This is a genomic window from Streptomyces griseocarneus (assembly GCF_014655595.1).
GTDB classification, from domain to species: Bacteria; Actinomycetota; Actinomycetes; order Streptomycetales; family Streptomycetaceae; genus Streptomyces; species Streptomyces griseocarneus.
Genome location: NZ_BNBL01000003.1, coordinates 192,551 through 210,833 on the forward strand (window position 1 = coordinate 192,551; position 18,283 = coordinate 210,833).

An 18,283-nucleotide genomic window follows, 5' to 3' on the forward strand; every position below is an offset into this window, starting at 1 on the left:
TCATGAGCGGCCTGCTTCAGCCGACGCGCTTTCCAAGTACGAGAATTCGGGTGCGCATGGGATCGACCCTCCCTCCGGCACACCTGAAGTGTCAAGTGGGTGGGACGGGCGTCTCATTATTTGAGCGCAATGGAGCATGCGCGAGCGCTCCGGCACCGCCCACCGCCCCGGATCGTACGGGCAGCGCACCCCCGACGAGCACCTCGTTTCCGCCATTCGTGGGATCACCCGGCAGTGCGTACGGACCGCATTCGAGGGCGTGCCGCAGCCGGTGTTCGTCGAGGGCTCCGGCGAAGGCCGCGCCCTGCCCGTGGGTGCAGCCCATGGCCCGCAGGGCGAGGGCCTGCTCGGGCTCGTCCACGCCGTCGGCCACGGACTGCATGCCGAGATCCGTGGCGATCCGCAGCAGCCCTGCCGTGATCTTGTGCAGGCGGGGGGACTCCACGACGCCGTCGACCAGGCCGCGGTCGAGCTTGAGGACGTCGATGGGCAGCCGGCGCAGGGCGCTCATGGCGGCGTAGCCGCTGCCGAAGCCGTCCAGCGCGATGCGCACGCCGAAGCGCCGCAGCGAGGCCAGGCGCCGCTCCAGCTCGTCCAGCGGGACGCGCGGATCACTGCCGGACAGCTCGAGGACGAGCGACCCGGCGGGCAGGGCGTGCCGCAGGACGATCGCCTCGATGTCCTTGGGCGGCAGCGACTTGTCGAGCAGCCGGGCGGCGGGCAGCCGTACGTACACGGGCACGGTGTGGCCCGCGCGGCGGCGCCGGCCGGCCTGCTCCGCGGCCTTCTCCAGCGTCCAGCGGCCGAGCTCGGCGGTGCGGGCGCTCTCGTCGCCGCGGTCCATCTCGGCCACCCGCAGGAACTCGTCCGGGGTGAAGAGGATGCCCTGGGCCGAGCGCCACCGGGCCTGCGCGGAGACGGCGGTGATGCGGCCGGTGGCCAGCTCGACGACCGGCTGGTGCAGCAGGGCGAACTCGCCGTCGTGCAGGGCGGTGCGCAGCCGGGTGGCTAGCTCCGCGCGGCGCACGACGTCGGCCTGCATCTGGGGCGCGTAGAGCTCGACGCGGCCCTTGCCGGCCTGCTTGGCGCGGTACATCGCGAGGTCGGCGTTGCGCATGAGGGTGCCGGGGGTGATGCCCGGCTCGGCGAAGGCGACGCCGATGCTGGCGGCGACGCGGACCTCGGTGCCGCCCTCGACCAGGTAGGGCTGGGAGAGGGTGAGCCGGAGCCGGTCGGCGATCTCCAGGATGCGGTACTCGCGGGCGGCGGCGTCGCGGGTGCCGTCGCCGATGATCAGCGCGGCGAACTCGTCGCCCCCGAAGCGGGCGGTGGAGTCCCCGGCCCGGACCGAGTCCTGGAGCCGGCGGGCGGCCTGCACCAGGAGTTCGTCGCCGGCCTGGTGGCCGACGGTGTCGTTGACGGCCTTGAAGCCGTCGAGGTCGATGAAGAGCACGGCGGTGCCGGCATCGGTGACTCTGCGGCCGGCGAGGGCCTGCTCGACGCGCCGGGTGAACAGGGCACGGTTGGGCAGGTCGGTGAGCGGGTCGTGCTCGGCGGTGTGCTGCAACTGGGCCTGGAGCCGGACCCGTTCGGTGACGTCGCGGCTGTTGAAGATCAGCCCGCCGTGGTGGCGGTTGACGGTGGACTCGACGTTGAGCCAGTCGCCGCCGCCGGAGCGGAAGCGGCACTCGATGCGGGTGGTGGGCTCCTCGGCGGGCGGGGCCGCGAGGAACCGGCGCACCTCGTGCACGACGCGGCCCAGGTCCTCGGGGTGGATCAGCGAGGCGAGCTCGGAGCCGACGAGCTCCTCGGCGTCGCGGCCGTAGACCCCGGCGGCGGCGGGGCTGACGTAGCGCAGTATCCCGGTGGGCGCGGCGATCATGATGACGTCGCTGGAGCCCTGCACCAGGGAGCGGAAGTGGTTCTCCTTCTGCGCCAGTTCCTGGGTGAGGGAGATGTTGTCGAGCAGCATGATGCCCTGGCGGACGACGAGCGCCAGGACGACCGTGCAGCCCGTGAAGAGCACGACGCGGTCGACGCGGTGGCCGTCGAGGACGTTGTACAGGATGCCCAGGGTGCAGACGGCGGCGGCGAGGTAGGGCGTGAGGGCGGCGAGCGAGCCGGCGATGGGCCGGCCGGCCGCCGGCAGGGGCCGCGGGCGCTTGCCGGCGCTCTCCTCGCCCTCCTCGCGGGCCACCCAGGGCGCGTACGCCATGAGCAGGTAGCCCGCGAACCAGCCGGCGTCGAGGATCTGGCCGGAGCGGTAGTGGTCGCGCAGCAGCGGCGAGGTGAACAGCGCGTCGCACAGGACGGTCAGGGCCAGGGCGGCGATGGCGGTGTTGATGGCGGAGCGGTTGGCCGAGGAGCGCCTGAAGTGCAGCGCCAGCACCATGGACACCAGCACGATGTCCAGCAGCGGGTAGGCCAGCGACAGCGCGGCGTGGGCGACGGTCTCGCCCGCGAAGTGCGCGGTGTGGGCGAGGGCCAGGCTCCAGGAGAGGGTCAGCAGCGAGCCGCCGATGAGCCAGGAGTCGAGCCCCAGGCACACCCAGCCGGCCCGGGTGACCGGGCGGCGGGCCAGGACCAGCAGGCCGATGATGGCGGGCGGCGCGAAGAGCAGGAAGCAGAAGTCGGCCGGGGAGGGGCTCGGCACGGGCCGGTCCAGGACGACCTCGTACCAGCCCCAGACGGCGTTGCCGAAGCCGGCCATCGCGGAGGAGGCGGCGAACAGCAGCCAGGCGGGCCGGAAGCGGGTGCTGCGGGTGTGCCCGTACCAGAAGCAGGAGACGGCGGCGAGGCCGGCGGCGCCGCTCAGGCCGAAGTCGCCCATGGTGGTGGCGAGCTCGGCCGAGCCCCAGCCGAAGGCGGCGCCCGTGGCGTAGCCGCCGCAGATCACGGCGAGGAGGAGCTGGGAGAGCACGCCCGGCCCTCCGGCGGGGGCGGCCCGGCGGGCCAGCGCCGCTCCGGGGGCGCTCACCGCGCCGCCGTCCGGTGCAGGCCGGGCCGTGGGAGCCACAGGACCGGGGTCGCCGTGCGGTGCAGCCGTGGTCGGTGCCTGAGCCGCGTCGGGTAGATCGTCCATTGGCCGTGCATCGCCCGTCGCCCCCCTCGAGTGCCGGTACCTCGCTGCGTCCGTACGGTGCGCGGCGCAGCCCCCGTCGGGACGATACACCAGACTCGTCACTCAGGGACATAGCTCATATACATAGCGTAACTAGGTACGGGATTACGGATACGGAGCGCAGCCGAACGATGTCTCTACGTGGTAGCGCGCCTCACGCGGCCCGGAATCGCTACGCGGTGGCTACGACATTCCGCAGAGGCTCGTCCAGTACGAATCTGGCCAGCTGATCGCGCAGGAGGGTCTTGGCCCGGGGCAGATAGGCCGAAGAAGGTCCACCCACATGGGGGGTGACGAGGACGCCGGGCGCCTTCCACAGCGGGTGACCGGCGGGCAGCGGCTCGGGGTCGGTGACGTCCAGGGCGGCGCGCAGCCTGCCCCGCTCCAGCTCGGTCAGCAGTGCCTCGGTGTCCACGACGGCGCCGCGCGCGATGTTGACCAGGAGTGCGCCGTCCTTCATCCGGCCGAGGAACGCGGCGTCGGCCAGGTGCCTGGTCTCGTCCGTGAGGGGGGTGGCGAGGATCACCACGTCGGCGTCGGGCAGGAGTTGAGGCAGGGCGGCGACCGGATGCACCGGGCCGCGTGCTGTCGTACGCGGGGAGCGCGCGACGCGCACCACCCGCGCGCACTCAAAGGGAACGAGCCGGTCCTCGATGGCCGAGCCGATCGAGCCGTAGCCGACGATGAGCACCGACTTGTCGGCCAGCGCCGGGCGGAACTCCTGCCGCCACTCCCCCGCGTCCTGCGCGCGGACGAAGCCGGGGATGTCGCGCAGGGCGGCGAGGGTGAGGGTCAGGGCGAGCTCGGCGGTGCTGGCGTCGTGCAGCCCGCGGGCGTTGCACAGCAGCGTGCCGGACGGCAGCAGGGGGACGGCGGGCAGGATGTCGTCGACGCCGGCGGTCAGCGTCTGCACGACCCGCAGCCCGGTCATCCGCGGCAGCGGGCGCGCGGCGACGGCGGCGCCCTTGAGGTAGGGCACGCAGTAGAAGGCGCAGTCGGCCGGGTCGGTGGGGTAGTCGGGTCCGCCGTTCCAGTGGGCGTAGCGAAGGCCCTCCGGCAGGCCCTCGATCTCCTCGGGAGCGATGGGCAGCCAGGCCAGGGGGAGGGCGGCGGAACCGCTGTGATCTGCGCTCATGTCTGGAGGCTATGCGAAGGGGCCCCGGAGGCAGAGGTTACTTTGGGGGCGAGGAACGGGAGGGGTACGGCCGGTGGACCGCAGGACAATCGGTGCGACGGCGCTCGAAGTGGGGGCGATCGGCCTCGGGTGCATGCCCATGCACTGGGCGTACACCGCCTCCCAGCAGAACGGCGAAACCGCGCTGCGCACGATCCACGCGGCCCTCGACGCGGGGGCCAGCCTGCTGGACACCGCCGACATGTACGGGCCGTTCACCAATGAGTTGCTCTTGGGGCGGGTGTTGCGGGAGAGGCGCTCGGAGGCCTTCGTCTCGACCAAGTGCGGGCTGCTGGTGGGCGAGGCGCACATCGTCGCCAACGGCCGGCCCGGCTACGTCAAGCGGGCGTGCGACGCCTCGCTGCGCCGGCTGCAGACCGATGTGATCGATCTCTACCAGCTGCACCGGCCGGATCCCGAGGTGCCCGTGGAGGAGACCTGGGGGGCGATGGCGGAGCTGGTGTCCGCCGGGAAGGTACGGGCGCTGGGGTGGTGCGCGATCGGCGCGCGGGCCCAGCGCAGGCCCGGTTCCGGGTCCCGGGCCGGCGCTGGGATGTACGACGCGACGATCCGCCAGCTCGAGCGGGTGCAGCAGGTCTTCCCGGTCAGCTGTGTGCAGGCGGAGTTGTCGGTCTGGTCGCGGGAGGCGCTCGACCGGCTGGTGCCGTGGTGCGCGTCGCGCGGGGTGGGACTGCTGGCCGCGATGCCCCTGGGGAATGGTTTCCTCAGCGGCACGCTCACTCCCGGCCAGGGCTTCGAGCCGGAGGACGTCCGCGCGCGGCACCCGCGCTTCACGGCGGAGATGATGGCCGCCAACCAGCCGATAGTCGCCGGGCTGCGCCGGGTGGCACGCCGGCACGACGCCACGGCGGCCCAGGTCGCCCTGGCCTGGGTGCTGGCCCAGGGCCGGCACGTGGTGCCGGTGCCGGGCACGAAGAAGGCCCGGTGGGCCGTGCAGAACGCCGCGGCCGCCGGACTGCGGCTGACCCAGGAGGACTTCGCCGAGATAGCGGCCCTGCCGAAGGCGATGGGGTCCTGGGACTGAGCGGGTGCGGGTGTATGAAGGACGCGTGACCGACGCCGTCGAGGCGAGAGGACCTTCACCGTGCGCCCTTCACGACGCCTCGTGGCCGCCGTGGCCGCCGCGCTGCTGATCGCCGTCACGGGTTGTTCGGAGGGCGGCGGGCGGCCCGGCGTCCCCCCGACGGAGAGCGGGCGGCCGACGTCGGGGGCGGCCTCCCCCGGGGCGCCCGCGAAGGGCTCGGCCGAGGTCGTCCGTACGCTCACCACGAAGCTCGCCTCCCCCTGGGGCGTGGCCACGCTGCCCGGCGGCGACCTGCTGGTGGGCTCGCGCGACACGGGCAGGATCGTCCGGATCGCGGCCCGGGACGGGCGGCGGACCGAGGTGGGCTCGGTGCCGGGGGTCGCGGCGGCGGGCGAGGGCGGGCTGCTGGGTCTCGCGGCGTCCCCCCGCTTCGCCGAGGACCGCACGCTGTACGCGTACTTCACCACCGAGTCCGACAACCGCATCGCCCGCATGCTGGTCAACGACAGGCGTCCGGCGGGCGAGCAGCTGACCCCGCCGGACACCGTCCTGCGCGACATCCCCAAGGGCACCGTGCACAACGGCGGCCGCATCGCCTTCGGACCCGACGGGATGCTCTACGCCGGCACGGGTGAGGGCGGGCGGCGCGAGCTCGCCCAGGACCCCGCCTCCCTCGGCGGCAAGATCCTGCGCATGACCCCCGACGGCGAACCGGCCCACGGCAATCCGCGGGCCGACTCGGTGGTCTACAGCTCGGGCCACCGCAATGTGCAGGGCCTGGCGTGGGACGCGGACAAGCGCCTGTGGGCGTCGGAGTTCGGCCAGAACACCTGGGACGAGCTCAACCTCGTCGAGCCGGGCCGCAACTACGGCTGGCCGGAGGCCGAGGGCAGGGCGGGCCGGCCCGGCTTCACCGACCCCGTGGAACAGTGGCGCACCTCCGACGCCTCCCCCAGCGGCCTCGCCTACGCGGCCGGCTCCCTGTGGATGGCGGGCCTGCGCGGGGAGCGGCTGTGGCGCGTCCCGCTGCGCGGCTCCCGGCCCGCGGCGGCGCCCCGGGCGTTCCTCGCGGGGAACTACGGGCGGCTTCGCACGGTTGTACCTACAGACGACGGCGGTCTGTGGCTGACGACGAGCAACACGGACGGCCGGGGCAGACCCGGGCCCGAGGACGACCGGCTGCTCCGCCTGAAGGTGACCTGACGGACGGGAGTCCAGATGTTCAACGTGATCGAGGAGCTGTTCGCGCCCGGCCGTGAACACTCCGAGGAGGAGCGCAACCGTCTCGAGTTCACCCGCGAGGACGTCGGCGACGCGGACCCGGCCGAGGGCCCGATCGACCTGGACTCGGGACACGTGGTCATCCGGCCCCGGCAGGGCTGAGGCCGGGGATTTCCCCGGCCCGCCGCGTCAGCGCGCCAGAGAGTCGGCGCGGACGTCCTCCGCCTGATCGGTACGTGCCCGGTCCGTACGCTCCGCCGGGCCGGCCGCCCGAAGCGGTATGGCCACCGGCTCGAGCAGGGGTGCGGGCCCCGCCGCCGGCTCCTCGGCCGGCTCGATGCTGATGCGCGGCAGCACGCGGTCCATCCAGGCCGGGAGCCACCAGTTGGCGCCGCCCAGCATGTGCATGAGGGCCGGGACCAGCAGCGTGCGCAGCACGAAGGCGTCCAGCGCCACGGCGGCCGCCAGGCCGATGCCGAACATCGCGATCACCCGGTCGCCGCTGAGCACGAAGGCCAGGAACACGGAGATCATGATGACGGCCGCGGAGTTGATCACGCGGCTGGTCTCCGCCAGGCCCACCCGCACCGCGCGGCAGTTGTCGCGGGTCGCCAGCCATTCCTCGTACATCCGGCTGACCAGGAAGACCTGGTAGTCCATGGACAGCCCGAAGAGCACCGAGACCATCACGACCGGCAGGAAGGGCTCGATCGGGCCGGCCCCGCCCAGGCCCAGCGCCTCGCTCCCCCAGCCCCACTGGAAGATCGCGACGACGATGCCGAAGGACGAGGCGACCGCGGCCATGTTCATCGCCGCCGCCTTCAGCGGTATGCCGATGCTGCGGAAGGCCAGCAGGAGCAGCAGACAGCCCAGGCCGACGACGGTGCCGACGAAGAGCGGGAGCTTGCCGAGGATGACGCCCGCGAAGTCGTCGTAGCTCGCGGTCATGCCGCCCACGTGGACGTCGAGGCCGCTGCCTGCGGTGGCCCTGGGCAGCACGCTGTCGCGCAGGTGGTCGACGAGGTCGCTGGTGTCGCGGGACTGCGGCGAGGTGGTGGGGACGACGGTGATCACACCGGTGTCGCCGCTGGCGTTCACCGTGGAGGGGGTCGCGGCGGCGACGCCGGGGGTGTGGCGCAGGGTGTCGGGGAGCCGGTTGAACGCCAGCCGGTCGGAGGCGCTGTCGAGCGGCGCCACGAGGGTCAGCGGGCCGTTGACGCCGGGGCCGAAGCCGCGGCCGAGCATGTCGTAGGCCTGGCGGGTGGTGGAGCTCGCCGGGTTGTTGCCCTGGTCGGAGGTGCCCAGGTGGAGGGAGAGGGTGGGCAGGGCCAGGGTCAGCATGACGGCCGCGGCCACGGCTCCCAGCAGCTTGGGGTGGCGCTCGACGAAGGCCGACCAGCGGGCGGCCAGGCCCGTCGGGCTGTCCGGGGCCGGGCCCGTCAGGGCCAGGGTGCGGCGCTCGCGGCGGCTGAGGGCCCGGGGGCCGATGAAGCTCAGCAGGGCGGGCAGCAGGGTGACGGAGGCGGCGACGGTCAGGACGACGGTCAGCGAGGCGGCGATCGCCACGCCGGTGAGGAAGTTCAGCCGCAGGATGAGCATGCCGAGCAGGGCGACGCACACCGTGCCGCCCGCGAAGACCACGGCCCGCCCGGTGGTGGCCACCGCCCGTTCGGCGGCGAGGGGGACCGGCAGGCCCTGGCGCAGGCCCTTGCGGTGGCGGGTGACGATGAACAGGGCGTAGTCGATGCCGACGCCGAGCCCGATGAGCGTGCCCAGCATGGGGGCGAAGTCGGCGACCTTCATCAGGTGGCCGAGCAGGGACGTTCCCATGGCGGCGGTGCCCACGCCGACGAGGGCGGTCGCTATGGGCAGCAGGCTGGCGGCGAGCGAGCCGAAGACCACGAAGAGCACGATCGCCGCCACGGCGATGCCGATGATCTCGCTGAGGTGGCCGCTCTTGCCCTCGGTGGTGGCGATGCCGCTGCCGCCGAGGGCGACCTGGAGGTTGGCGCCGGCGGCCTTGCGGGCCGTCTCGACGACCTGGGTGACCTGGGCCTTGTCCGGGTCGCCGCCCTGGGTCGCGAAGGCCACGGAGGCGTAGGCGGTGTGCCCGTCCGGGCTGATCCGCGAGGCGCCGTCGGCGCCGTAGGGTCCGCTGACCGAGCTCACGCCGGGCAGCGCCTCGATCTTGCGCAGGGTGGCGCTCATGCGCCCCTCGGCGTCGGCGGCGCGGACGGTGCCCTGGTCGGTGTGCCAGACGATCTTGTCGTCGCCGCCCTCGCCCGGGAACGCCTTCTCCAGGAGGGCGGTCGCACGGGCGGCCTCGGTGCCGGGGACGCCGTAGTCGTTGGAGTAGGCCGGCCCCGCCAGCGTGGCGGCGGCGGTGGTGCCCGCGAGGGCGACGAGCCACAGCACGACGACTGCGAAGCGGCGGCGCAGGCACCACCGGGCGAGTGAGGTCATCTGGCCGCTTCCCGGGTTTCGCGTCGATCTCCGGGACATGACCCGTGGTTCCGACCGCTGAGCAACTGGGCGAAGGTCACCCCTCAGGGGTTCCCTGGCGCCCTACTGTGACAGCCGGAAAAGATCATTTGTCCCCTTTGTGGGTTAAGCCACAAAGGGGACTTTCGACGCCGTTTCCCCGGGCTCAGCGGAAGCCGTTCCAGCTGTGCGCGACGTCCACCACGACGTGGTTGCCCGTCTGGAACACCCGGAACGGCAGGCGGGCGCGTACGCCGAGGCCCACCTGGGTGTCCCCCTCGAAGCTGCCGCCGAAGCGGGTGTCGCGGAACGTCGGGTAACCGCTCAGCCGCACGTCCGGCAGGGACTGGCGCACCTTGCCGTCGTAGGTGGCCTGGCCGGTCCGCGGGTCGTAGCTGGGCGCCGCGACGCGGACCTCGAGAATCGCCCCGCCGCGCACCGGGATGACGTCCCCGGAGCCGTCCTGCCGCAGCCGGTCGACGTACCGCACGTGGTAGCCGATCCGGGCGCCGGCGTCCGGCCCGAGAGTGTCGAAAACCATGCGGTCGAAACAGCCGTGGCTGCCGGTCCTGATGTCCCTCAGCGGTGTGTACCGGCTGTCGGTGGAGACCTTCGGCACGCTCCCCCAGCCGGTGCCGCAGGCCGCCGCGGAAGCGGCCCGGGGGGCGGCTTCCGCAGCCGCGGCCTGCCCCGCGGGCACCGTCGCCGCCAGGCCCGCTCCCGCCAGCAGGAGCGCGGCCAGTGATGTGCTCAACCGTCGCATTGCTACCCCCAACACTTCAGGTGCGGGCCACCCTGACAGGCCCACTGCCGCGATCATGCCGGACCGTTTTCCCGGATGGGGCACGTACCGGCAAATCTCGGCCGTCCCGGTGCTACGGGGGCCGCCCGCCGTCAACGTACGACGACGGCCGCCCCCCGCAAGGGGGACGGCCGTCGCTGTCGTGGCAGGCTGCGGGAGCCGTCAGCCCTCGACGCCGAGCCGCTCCAGGATGAGCTCGCGCACGCGCGCGGCGTCCGCCTGGCCCCGGGTGGCCTTCATGACCGCGCCGACGAGCGCGCCCGCCGCCGCGACCTTGCCGGAGCGGATCTTGTCGGCGATGCCCGCGTTGGCCGCGATGGCCTCGTCCACGGCCGTGCCCAGCGCACCCTCGTCGGAGACGACCTTCAGGCCGCGCTTCTCGACGACCTCGTCCGGGGCACCCTCGCCCGCGAGCACGCCCTCGATGACCTGGCGGGCCAGCTTGTCGTTGAGGAAACCCTCGGCGACCAGCGCGCACACCCGGGCGACCTGCTCGGGAGTGATCTCCATCGCCGCGAGGTCGGTGCCGGCCTCGTTGGCCCGGCGGGACAGCTCGCCCATCCACCACTTACGGGCGGACGCGGCGTCGGCACCGGCCTCGATCGTGGCGACGATCAGGTCGACCGCGCCCGCGTTGAGGATCGACTGCATGTCGTGCTCGGAGACGCCCCACTCCTCGCGCAGCCGGTTGCGGCGCACGCGCGGCAGCTCGGGCAGGCCCGCCCGCAGCTCCTCGACCCACTCGCGGGAGGGGGCCACCGGCACCAGGTCCGGCTCGGGGAAGTAGCGGTAGTCCTCCGCCTCCTCCTTGATGCGGCCGGAGGTGGTGGAGCCGTCCTCCTCGTGGAAGTGACGGGTCTCCTGCAGGATCGTGCCGCCCGAGGACAGCACGGCGGCGTGCCGCTGGATCTCGAAGCGGGCGGCGCGCTCGACCGAGCGCAGCGAGTTGACGTTCTTCGTCTCGCTGCGGGTGCCGAACTTCTGGGCACCCTTCGGCATCAGCGACAGGTTGACGTCGCAGCGCATCTGGCCCATCTCCATGCGGGCCTCGGAGACGCCGAGCGCCTTGATGAGCTCGCGCAGCTCGGCGACGTACGCCTTGGCGACCTCGGGGGCGCGCTCGCCCGCACCGGTGATCGGCTTGGTGACGATCTCGATGAGGGGGATGCCGGCGCGGTTGTAGTCCAGCAGGGAGTGGGACGCGCCGTGGATGCGGCCGGTGGCGCCGCCCACGTGCGTGGACTTGCCGGTGTCCTCCTCCATGTGGGCGCGCTCGATCTCCACGCGGAAGACCTCGCCGTCCTCCAGCTGGACGTCCAGGTAGCCGTTGAAGGCGATGGGCTCGTCGTACTGGGAGGTCTGGAAGTTCTTCGGCATGTCCGGATAGAAGTAGTTCTTCCGGGCGAAGCGGCACCACTCGGCGATCTCGCAGTTCAGCGCGAGGCCGATCTTCACGGCCGACTCGACGCCGACGGCGTTGACGACCGGGAGGGAGCCGGGCATGCCGAGGCAGGTGGGGCAGGTCTGCGAGTTGGGCTCGGCGCCCAGCTCCGTGGAGCACCCGCAGAACATCTTGGTCTTGGTGCCGAGCTCGACGTGCACCTCGAGGCCCATGACGGGCTCGAAGGTGGCAAGCGCCTCCTCGTACGACACCAGTTCAGTGACGGTCACGGAAAACTAACCTCTCAGTCCCGGCTCAGCCCGCGAGGACGTCGTCGCTGTTCATGCGGCGCAGCTCGCGGACGAGCAGGGCGACGCCGGTGGCGATGGCCGCGGCGGAGACGACCGCGTCGACGAGCTGGAGGGTGTCCTGCTCGCCGCGGGCCTTCTTCGCCTGCTTGATCACGCTCACCGCACCGAACAGCGTGGTGCCGATGGACAGGTACGTACCGGCCTTGGACTTCTTGAAGCCCTTGGCCTTCGTCAGCGCGCTCTTCTTGTCGGTGCTCACAGCGACGGTGCCTCCTCGAGAATCGGGTGGCCCCAGCGCTCGGTGAACGCGGCCTCGACCGCGGCACCGACCTTGTAGAGCCGGTCGTCCTTCATGGCGGGAGCGATGATCTGCAGACCGACCGGCAGGCCGTCCTCGGGCGCGAGGCCGCAGGGCAGCGACATGGCGGAGTTGCCCGCCAGGTTGGTCGGGATGGTGCACAGGTCCGCGAGGTACATCGCCATCGGGTCGTCGGCGCGCTCGCCGATCGCGAAGGCGGTGGTCGGGGTCGTCGGGGAGACGATCACGTCGACCTGCTCGAACGACTTGTCGAAGTCGCGCGAGATGAGCGTGCGGACCTTCTGCGCCGAGCCGTAGTACGCGTCGTAGTAGCCGGAGCTCAGGGCGTACGTACCGAGCATCACGCGGCGCTTGACCTCGGGGCCGAAGCCGGCCTCGCGGGTCAGGGCGGTGACGTCCTCGGCCGAGCGGGTGCCGTCGTCGCCGACGCGCAGGCCGTAGCGCATGGCGTCGAAGCGGGCCAGGTTCGAGGAGCACTCGGACGGGGCGATGAGGTAGTACGCCGCCAGCGCCAGGTCGAAGGACGGGCAGTCCAGCTCGACGATCTCCGCGCCCAGCTCCTTGAGGAGCTCCACGGACTCGTCGAAGCGCTGGATGACGCCGGCCTGGTAGCCCTCGCCGCGGAACTGCTTGACGACGCCGACGCGCATGCCGGCGACCGAGCCGTTGCGGGCCGCCTCGACGACCGGCGGGACCGGGGCGTCGATGGACGTCGAGTCCAGCGGGTCGTGGCCGGCGATGACCTCGTGCAGCAGGGCCGCGTCCAGGACCGTACGGGCGCAGGGGCCGCCCTGGTCGAGGGAGGAGGAGAAGGCCACCATGCCGTAGCGGGAGACCGCGCCGTAGGTGGGCTTGACGCCGACCGTGCCGGTGACGGCGGCGGGCTGGCGGATGGAACCGCCGGTGTCCGTGCCGATGGCCAGGGGGGCCTCGTAGGCCGCGAGCGCGGCGGAGGAACCGCCGCCGGAGCCGCCGGGGATCTTGGTGAGGTCCCAGGGGTTGCCGGTCGGGCCGTAGGCGCTGTTCTCGGTGGAGGACCCCATGGCGAACTCGTCCATGTTGGTCTTGCCGAGGATGACGACGTCGGCGTCCTTCAGACGCTTGGTGAGCGTCGCGTCGTACGGCGGGATCCAGCCTTCGAGGATCTTGGAGCCGACGGTGGTCGGGACGCCCTTGGTGGTGAAGATGTCCTTCAGCGCCAGCGGGACGCCGGCCAGCGGGCCGAGCTCCTCGCCGCGCTCGCGCTTGGCGTCGACCTCGCGGGCCTGGGCGAGCGCGCCCTCGCGGTCGACGTGCAGGAAGGCGTGCACCTTCTCGTCGACGGCGTCGATGCGGGCCAGGTGGGCCTCGGTGACCTCTACGGCCGTGAGCTCGCCGGAGGCCACCTTGGCGGCGATCTCGGCGGCGGTGAGCTTGATGATCTCGCTCATGCGGTTCAGTCCTCCCCCAGGATCTGCGGCACCTTGAAACGCTGCTGCTCCTGGGCGGGGGCGCCGGAGAGCGCCTCCTGGGGGGTCAGCGACGGGCGGACCTCGTCCGCTCGCATGACGTTGGTCAGGGGCAGCGGGTGGGAGGTCGGCGGTACGTCCTCGTCGGCCACATCGGAAACGCGGGCGACCGCGCCGATGATCACGTCGAGCTGTTCGGCGAAGTGGTCGAGCTCTTCCGCCTTCAGCTCCAGACGTGACAGCCGGGCGAGGTGAGCGACCTCCTCGCGCGTGATGCCAGGCATGCAGCGATCCTCAAGGGTGGTGGATTGGGTGTACGGCTTTCGCCCCAATCCTATGGCGCCGGGGAGCGTGCCCGCGAAACGGTTTCGCCGCCGCTGGGTTCAGTGGTCATTTCGGGGGGTACCTCCCCGCCGCGCCGGCGTCCGGCCACGACGGGGGGGCGACCGCCTAGGTCACCGGCTGGTCCGCGTCCTCGTCGGCGGTGGCGGCCGCCAGCGGCTCGTCCTCCCGGCGCCAGCCGGAGGTGCTGCGCAGCCGCAGCCACGCCGTCGTCTCGTCGGGCGGCATCGCGGCGGCCACCAGCCAGCCCTGGACCGCGTCGCAGCCCAGGTCGCGCAGCCGCTCCCAGGTCTCGTCGTCCTCCACGCCCTCCGCGACGACGAGGAGCCCCAGCGAGTGGGCGAGGTCCAGGGTGCAGCGGACGATCTCCGCGTCCTCGTTGTCGATCGCCAGGCGGGCGACGAACGAGCGGTCGATCTTGAGCTCGCTCACCGGCAGCCGCCGCAGGTGGACCAGGGACGAATAGCCCGTGCCGAAGTCGTCGAGGGACATCTTCACGCCGTGGCCGGTGAGGCCGGCGAGGGTGTCGGCGGCCCGCTGCGGGTCCTCCAGCAGGACGTGCTCGGTTATCTCCAGCTGCAGGGCCCCCGGGGGGACGCCGTGCCGGGCGAGGCGGGCGGCCACCGAACCGGCGAACCCGGGAGTGTGAACGTCGCGCGGCGAGACGTTGACGGCGACCGGCACCTCCAGGCCCATGGCGCGCCACTTGGCGACCTGGCACAGCGCGGTCTCCAGGACGTACTCGGTCAGCCTCGGCATCAGCCCGGACGACTCCGCTATCGCGATGAACTCGTCCGGGGAGACCCGGCCGCGCTCGGGGTGCACCCAGCGCACCAGGGCCTCCAGCCCCTCCACGTGGCCGTCGAAGCCGACCTTGGGCTGGTAGTGGAGCTCGACCTCGCCGGCGTCCAGGGCGCGGCGCAGGTCGCCCAACAGGCCGAGCCGGTCGGGGGTGTTGCCGTCGCGGCGGGCCTCGTAGACCTCGACGCCGCTGCGGTCGCGCTTGGCCTGGTACATCGCCACGTCGGCGCGGCGCAGCAGTCCCTCGGCGTCGAGGGCGTGGTCGGGGTAGACGGCGACGCCCGCGCTGGCCTCGAGGACGAGAGTGAGCCCGTCGAGGTCGAGGGGGGAGCCGAGGTCGGCGACGAGGTCCCGGGCCACGCGCTGGGCGCTGGTGAGGGAGTCGGTGGTGGGCAGCAGGACGGCGAACTCGTCGCCGCCGAGCCGGGCGGCCTCCGCGTCGCGCGGGAGGGCCAGGAGGAGGCGTTCCGCTATCTGCAGCAGGAGCCGGTCGCCGGCGAGGTGGCCGAGGGTGTCGTTGACGGACCGGAAGCGGTCGAGGTCGATCAGGACCAGCGCGGCGCGCTCGCCCGCCTGTTCGGCTTCGTCCAGGGCGTTCCATGTGCGCTGCAGCAGCCATTCCCGGTTGTGCAGGCCGGTGAGGGGGTCGCGCAGCTGCTCCTCGGCCCGGGCGCGGGCGATCCACAGGGTGGAGTCCAGCGCGATCAGGGGCACGGCGAAGAGCGGGAGCAGCAGCGGTGAGTGGTCGGCGACGACGGCGATCAGCGGGGCGATCCCGAGCAGCGCGATGCCCACGAGGGCCTGCCGCACGAGGGCGGTGCGGGCGATGCTGGCGAGCGAGGAGCGCGGGGCCATCGAGTACCAGAGCAGGGCCCGGGTGACGGCGAGGTAGAGGAAGGCCGCCAGCGCGATCCTGGGGGCGGCGGCGAGGTGCCAGGTGTCGGGGAGCCAGGGGTCCTCGACGGAGGCGCTGACGTCCCAGGAGACGAGAGCGAGCCCGGCGGCGGCGATGCCGAGGATGTCGACCGCGCCGTGGAGTAAGGCCTGCCGCCAGCGGTGCCGCCGGGCGGTGGCCACCAGGGTGACGACGGCGATGCTGATCAGCACGGCCGGGAGCCAGCCGTAGAGCAGCAGGACGGCCAGGGTGAGGGCGGCACCGGATCCGGTGCCGCCCCACCAGCGGTCGCGGCCCAGGGCGACGAGGTGGACGACGATGAGCGCGGTGAGCGTCGCCAGCGACCAGCCGACGGCCCCGCCGGGGAAGAGCGCCCGGCCCGAGGTGAGGGCCTGGAAGGTGCCCCCGGCGAGCGCCAGCGCGGCCAGGGCCAGACACAGCGTCGGCAGCCCGGGCGAGGAGAGCCGGCGCAGCCGCGATTCCGGTTCGGCGCTGTCGGTGGGTTTCATGCCCGTCCCTCTCACAGCCGGCGGTGCCCGCGCCACGGCAGGCGCACATCCCAACAGTAGGCCGCAGAAGGCTACGGCGGGCAGCGATCGGCAGCGGTTGCCCGAATGCGTTCCGGCCTTCTGCAGCCATCTGGTATGCGCTGTAGGGGTAATGCCCACTGACTATGCGGGCATTACTCCGCGGGGGTGGCCTCCTGGGGCACGGCCGCCGCGCGCGCCGCCTCGGGGCCTTCGCTCAGGAGTACGACGAAGCCGTCCTCCTCCAGCACGGGGACCTTCAGCTGCATCGCCTTGTCGAACTTCGACCCGGGATTGTCACCGACGACCACGAAGTCGGTCTTCTTCGACACCGACCCGGTCACCTTCGCGCCCTGCTGCTGCAGCGCCTCCTTGGCGCCGTCGCGGGTGAAGCCCGAGAGGGTTCCGGTGACGACGACGGTGAGTCCGGCCAGCGGACGCGGTCCCTCGTCCGTGGCGGCCTCCTCCTCCATCCGGACGCCGGCGGCACGCCACTTCTCGATGATCTCGCGGTGCCAGTCCTCGGCGAACCACTCCTTGACCGCGGTGGCGATGGTGTCGGAGACGCCCTCCACGGCGGCGAGCTCCTCCTCGCTCGCCGCGGCGATGCGGTCGATCGAACGGAACTCACGGGCCAGCGCGGCCGCGGCGACGGGTCCCACGTGACGGATGGACAGCCCGTTGACGATGCGGGCGAGCGGGCGCTGCCTGGCGGCCTGGATGTTCTCCAGCATGGCCAGGGCGTTCTTCTTCGGCTCACCCTTCTGGTTGGCGAAGAACGTGACGACCTTCGCCTCGCCCGTCTTGGGGTCGCGCTTGGGCAGACCGCTGTCCGGGTCCACCACGTACGACTTGATGGGCAGCAGCTCCTCGATCGTCAGACCGAAGAGGTCGCCCTCGTTCGCCATGGGCGGGGTGGCGGGCTCCAGCGGCTGGGTGAGGGCGGTGGCCGCCACGTAGCCGAAGTTCTCGATGTCGAGGCACTCGCGGCCCACCAGGTAGTAGAGCCGCTCACGGGTCTGGGCCGGGCACGAGCGGGCGTTGGGGCACCGCAGGTCGATGTCCCCTTCCTTCATCGGGCGCAGCCCGGTGCCGCACTCCGGGCACTCGGCGGGCATCACGAACTCCCGCTCGGTGCCGTCGCGCAGGTCCACGACGGGGCCGAGGACCTCGGGGATCACGTCGCCCGCCTTGCGGATGACGACGGTGTCGCCGATGAGGACGCCCTTGGCCTTGACGACCTCCTGGTTGTGCAGGGTGGCGAACTCGACCTCGGATCCGGCGACGGTGACGGGCTCGAAGACCGCCTGCGGGGTGACCCGGCCCGTGCGGCCGACGCCGACGCGGATGTCGAGGAGCTTGGTGTTGACCTCCTCGGGCGGGTACTTCCAGGCGATGGCCCAGCGCGGGGCGCGCGCGGTGGAGCCGAGGCGCCCCTGGAGGGGGATCTCGTCGAGCTTGACGACGACGCCGTCGATCTCGTGCTCCATGGAGTGCCGGACCTTCGGCTGGCCGTAGCGCGCGATGAACGTCCGCACGTCGTCGAGGGAGTCGAGCACCTGGGCGTGCGCGGCGGTCGGCAGGCCCCATTCGCGCAGCAGGTCGTACGCCTGCGACTGGCGGTCGATGTCGAAGCCCTCGCGCGCGCCGACGCCGTGCACCACCATGTGCAGGGGCCGGGTGGCGGTCACGCGCGGGTCCTTCTGGCGCAGCGAACCGGCCGCCGCGTTGCGCGGGTTGGCGAAGGGGGCCTTGCCCGCCTCCACCAGACGGGCGTTGAGCTCCTCGAACTTCTCCATCGGGAAGTAGACCTCGCCGCGCACCTCGACCAGGGCGGGGATGCGGTCGCCCTTGAGCCGCTCGGGGATCTCGTCGATGGTGCGGATGTTCGGCGTGATGTCCTCGCCGGTGCGGCCGTCGCCACGGGTGGCGGCGCGGGTGAGCCGGCCGTTCTCGTACGTCAGGTTGACGGCGAGGCCGTCGACCTTCAGCTCGCACAGGTAGTGATAGCGGGCGCCCTCGCCGATGTCCTTGGCGATGCGCTCGGCCCAGGCGGCCAGCTCTTCGTCGTCGAAGGCGTTGTCGAGGGAGAGCATGCGTTCGCGGTGCTCGACGGAGGTGAACTCCGTCTGGTACGCCCCCGCCACCTTCTGGGTGGGCGAGTCGGGAGTGCGCAGCGGTGGGTACTCCTCCTCCAGCGCCTCCAGTTCACGCAGGAGCGTGTCGAAGTCGGCGTCGCTGACGACGGGGGCGTCCTTGACGTAGTAGCGGAAGCGGTGCTCCTCGACCTGCTCGGCCAGCAGTGCGTGCTTCTCCCGCGCCTTCGCGGGCACCGCGGCCTGCGCCGCGAGCGCTTCGAGCTCTTCGCCTTGCTGTTCGACAGCCACCGTCTCGTCCTCCCGTTGCTCCATGAGC

The 18,283-nt window shown here is 72.4% G+C and carries 13 protein-coding genes; 3 read left to right on the forward strand and 10 right to left on the reverse strand.

The window, feature by feature from the left end; all coding sequences use genetic code 11:
* Positions 1 to 91 precede the first annotated feature (91 nt).
* On the reverse strand, positions 92 to 2,977 hold the full coding sequence (locus IE295_RS09610; protein WP_190063131.1) for a putative bifunctional diguanylate cyclase/phosphodiesterase: 2,886 nt from the start codon (positions 2,975 to 2,977) through the stop codon (positions 92 to 94).
* Positions 2,978 to 3,293: 316 nt separating this feature from the next.
* Complete coding sequence (locus IE295_RS09615) at positions 3,294 to 4,256, reverse strand: 2-hydroxyacid dehydrogenase (protein WP_190063132.1); 963 nt, start codon at positions 4,254 to 4,256, stop codon at positions 3,294 to 3,296.
* Positions 4,257 to 4,329: 73 nt separating this feature from the next.
* Here IE295_RS09615 and IE295_RS09620 point away from each other — a divergent pair, with 73 nt between their 5' ends.
* Genes IE295_RS09620 through IE295_RS09630 form a run of 3 tightly spaced genes read left to right on the forward strand, consistent with a single transcriptional unit; the run spans position 4,330 to position 6,723 of the window.
* Positions 4,330 to 5,340, forward strand: a complete 1,011-nt coding sequence (locus IE295_RS09620) for an aldo/keto reductase (RefSeq protein ID WP_190063133.1) — start codon at positions 4,330 to 4,332, stop codon at positions 5,338 to 5,340.
* Between the two features lie 60 nt (positions 5,341 to 5,400).
* Complete coding sequence (locus IE295_RS09625; RefSeq protein WP_190063134.1) at positions 5,401 to 6,543, forward strand: PQQ-dependent sugar dehydrogenase; 1,143 nt, start codon at positions 5,401 to 5,403, stop codon at positions 6,541 to 6,543.
* A 15-nt stretch (positions 6,544 to 6,558) separates the two neighbouring features.
* Positions 6,559 to 6,723 carry a DUF6191 domain-containing protein gene (locus IE295_RS09630; protein ID WP_190063135.1) on the forward strand — a complete coding sequence of 55 codons (165 nt, stop codon included), beginning with the start codon at positions 6,559 to 6,561 and terminating at the stop codon, positions 6,721 to 6,723.
* A 27-nt stretch (positions 6,724 to 6,750) separates the two neighbouring features.
* Here the strand turns inward: IE295_RS09630 and IE295_RS09635 are convergent, their stop codons facing one another.
* The 8 genes from IE295_RS09635 to ligA form a co-directional block, all read right to left on the reverse strand.
* Positions 6,751 to 9,024 carry an MMPL family transporter gene (locus IE295_RS09635; RefSeq protein WP_190063136.1) on the reverse strand — a complete coding sequence of 758 codons (2,274 nt, stop codon included), beginning with the start codon at positions 9,022 to 9,024 and terminating at the stop codon, positions 6,751 to 6,753.
* Between the two features lie 184 nt (positions 9,025 to 9,208).
* Entirely contained in the window at positions 9,209 to 9,805 is a 597-nt protein-coding gene (locus IE295_RS09640; RefSeq protein ID WP_190063137.1) for an AMIN-like domain-containing (lipo)protein, read from the reverse strand.
* A gap of 201 nt (positions 9,806 to 10,006) precedes the next feature.
* On the reverse strand, positions 10,007 to 11,515 hold the full coding sequence (gene gatB, locus IE295_RS09645; RefSeq protein ID WP_190063138.1) for an Asp-tRNA(Asn)/Glu-tRNA(Gln) amidotransferase subunit GatB: 1,509 nt from the start codon (positions 11,513 to 11,515) through the stop codon (positions 10,007 to 10,009).
* 25 nt (positions 11,516 to 11,540) lie between these two features.
* Complete coding sequence (locus IE295_RS09650; protein WP_086568050.1) at positions 11,541 to 11,795, reverse strand: hypothetical protein; 255 nt, start codon at positions 11,793 to 11,795, stop codon at positions 11,541 to 11,543.
* The gene (gatA, locus tag IE295_RS09655; RefSeq protein WP_190063139.1) at positions 11,792 to 13,285 is read right to left on the reverse strand and encodes an Asp-tRNA(Asn)/Glu-tRNA(Gln) amidotransferase subunit GatA; all 1,494 of its coding nucleotides are present in this window, start codon (positions 13,283 to 13,285) and stop codon (positions 11,792 to 11,794) included. The genes IE295_RS09650 and gatA overlap by 4 nt, the downstream gene beginning before the upstream one ends.
* A 5-nt stretch (positions 13,286 to 13,290) precedes the next feature.
* Positions 13,291 to 13,587, reverse strand: coding sequence for an Asp-tRNA(Asn)/Glu-tRNA(Gln) amidotransferase subunit GatC (gene gatC / locus IE295_RS09660; protein ID WP_086568054.1), 297 nt, complete (start codon positions 13,585 to 13,587; stop codon positions 13,291 to 13,293).
* A gap of 166 nt (positions 13,588 to 13,753) precedes the next feature.
* Complete coding sequence (locus IE295_RS09665; protein ID WP_190063140.1) at positions 13,754 to 15,850, reverse strand: putative bifunctional diguanylate cyclase/phosphodiesterase; 2,097 nt, start codon at positions 15,848 to 15,850, stop codon at positions 13,754 to 13,756.
* Between the two features lie 173 nt (positions 15,851 to 16,023).
* The gene (gene ligA / locus IE295_RS09670) at positions 16,024 to 18,279 is read right to left on the reverse strand and encodes an NAD-dependent DNA ligase LigA (RefSeq protein WP_224323063.1); all 2,256 of its coding nucleotides are present in this window, start codon (positions 18,277 to 18,279) and stop codon (positions 16,024 to 16,026) included.
* Positions 18,280 to 18,283 lie beyond the last annotated feature (4 nt).

Excerpts from the sequence above, each read along its gene's own strand:
- IE295_RS09615 (WP_190063132.1), bottom strand. The coding sequence starts at position 4,256 with ATGAGCGCAGATCACAGCGGTTCCGCCGCCCTCCCCCTGGCCTGGCTG.
- IE295_RS09630 (WP_190063135.1), top strand. The coding sequence starts at position 6,559 with ATGTTCAACGTGATCGAGGAGCTGTTCGCGCCCGGCCGTGAACACTCC.
- IE295_RS09635 (WP_190063136.1), bottom strand. The coding sequence starts at position 9,024 with ATGACCTCACTCGCCCGGTGGTGCCTGCGCCGCCGCTTCGCAGTCGTC.
- IE295_RS09640 (WP_190063137.1), bottom strand. The coding sequence starts at position 9,805 with ATGCGACGGTTGAGCACATCACTGGCCGCGCTCCTGCTGGCGGGAGCG.
- gatA (WP_190063139.1), bottom strand. The coding sequence starts at position 13,285 with ATGAGCGAGATCATCAAGCTCACCGCCGCCGAGATCGCCGCCAAGGTG.
- gatC (WP_086568054.1), bottom strand. The coding sequence starts at position 13,587 with ATGCCTGGCATCACGCGCGAGGAGGTCGCTCACCTCGCCCGGCTGTCA.
- IE295_RS09665 (WP_190063140.1), bottom strand. The coding sequence starts at position 15,850 with ATGAAACCCACCGACAGCGCCGAACCGGAATCGCGGCTGCGCCGGCTC.
- ligA (WP_224323063.1), bottom strand. The coding sequence starts at position 18,279 with ATGGAGCAACGGGAGGACGAGACGGTGGCTGTCGAACAGCAAGGCGAA.